The organism is Phytoactinopolyspora endophytica (genome assembly GCF_004138495.1).
GTDB classification, from domain to species: Bacteria; Actinomycetota; Actinomycetes; order Jiangellales; family Jiangellaceae; genus Phytoactinopolyspora; species Phytoactinopolyspora endophytica.
The window spans coordinates 71,922-73,360 of sequence record NZ_ML142860.1; the positions used below are offsets into that span (position 1 = coordinate 71,922).

Here is a 1,439-nt window from a genome sequence, read left to right on the forward strand (position 1 = left end):
CTCTGGAGTACGCGGCCGCGAACGGGGGAGTCTCGTGATCCCCGCACTGGGTCTCCTGGTGGGGATCGTCGCCGGCCTCCTCTTCGACGTGTCCGTGCCGCTGGACTTGCAGCCTTACGTCCCGATCGCGATCGTGGCGGCGCTGGACGCAGTGTTCGGTGGGATCCGCGCGGTGATGGAGGGCATCTTCGACGACAAGGTGTTCGTGGTCTCGTTCGTCGCCAACGTGCTGATCGCGGCGTTGATCGTGTACCTCGGGGACCAGCTCGGCGTCGGCGCGCAGCTGTCCACCGCGGTGATCGTCGTTCTCGGCATACGTATCTTCACCAACGCCGCGACCATCAGGCGACATCTCTTCCGGGCGTGAGGCGGTCATGACCGAGGAGAAGGACCGCAAAGAATCCGAGAAGGCCGAGAAGAAGCCGGCATCGGGGGAGTCGGATGTTCCTCGTTTCCGGCCGATCGTGCCTTCGGGAGGTAAACGCTTCTGGCGGGCGATGACCAAGCGTCCGCAAGCCAGCCACCTGTGGGTGGGCGTGTTGCTGGCGCTACTGGGGTTCGGTGCTGTACTGCAGGTTCGCGGGGATGAAGAGGATGCGCTCAGCCATGCACGCCGGGACGAGCTGCTCCAGATCTACGACGGCCTCACCAGGGAAGCCGATCGTCTGGAAGACGAGATCCAGGAACTTCGGCGGGACCGGGACGACCTCGCCTCCAGCGCGGGCGATGAGAGCGTCGCGCTCGAACAGGCCCGGGAACGGCTGCGGCAGGCCGAGATCATCGCCGGCACGGTCGAAGTCAGCGGGCCGGGGATCCAGCTGACCATCAGCGACCCGGACAACCAAGTGTCGGACACCACGCTCTACAACGCGATCTACGAGCTGCGTTCGGCCGGGGCTGAAGCGATCCAGATCGAGGGGCAAGGCAACGACACGGCCGTGCGCATCGTGGCGGCGTCTTACTTCCTGCCCGCCGACGGCGGTGTGGAAGTCTCGGGCGTGGAGCTGGAGCCGCCGTATGTGATCACCGCGATCGGCAACCAGGAGAACCTCGAAGAGTCGATGCGCTTCCCCCAGGGAGTTATGAGCAAGGTCGAGCTGGCCGATGGCGAGGCGACGGTGACCCAGTTCAGCGAACTGACCGTGGATACGTTGCACGAGGTCACGGAGCCGGAACATGCTCGTCCCGCACCGGAGGGCGAGTGACACAGGTGCACGTGTGATGATGTGGCGTGCGAATGCGAGTGATGACATCGTCGAAGGAGGCGGGTTCCAACCCATGTACCCCGAGGACCTGAAGTACACGGCCGAGCACGAGTGGGTGCGTAGCCCTGGAGAGGCCGATGGCAGCGTCCGGGTCGGCATTACCGACTTCGCCCAGGAGCAGCTGGGCGATATCGTCTACGTGCAGCTGCCGAACGTCGGCGACGACATCACCGG

Annotated in this window: 3 protein-coding genes; all 3 read left to right on the forward strand. The window is 65.0% G+C overall.

From position 1 onward, the window contains the following. The first annotated feature begins 34 nt into the window (after positions 1–34). Positions 35–367, forward strand: a complete 333-nt coding sequence (locus ELR45_RS21600; protein ID WP_129668200.1) for a DUF1290 domain-containing protein — start codon at positions 35–37, stop codon at positions 365–367. 7 nt (positions 368–374) lie between these two features. Continuing rightward, the gene (locus ELR45_RS21605; RefSeq protein ID WP_129668201.1) at positions 375–1,205 is read left to right on the forward strand and encodes a DUF881 domain-containing protein; all 831 of its coding nucleotides are present in this window, start codon (positions 375–377) and stop codon (positions 1,203–1,205) included. Between the two features lie 73 nt (positions 1,206–1,278). After that, a partial coding sequence (locus tag ELR45_RS41300) for a glycine cleavage system protein H (protein ID WP_420813926.1) occupies positions 1,279–1,439 on the forward strand: 161 nt, incomplete at its 3' end.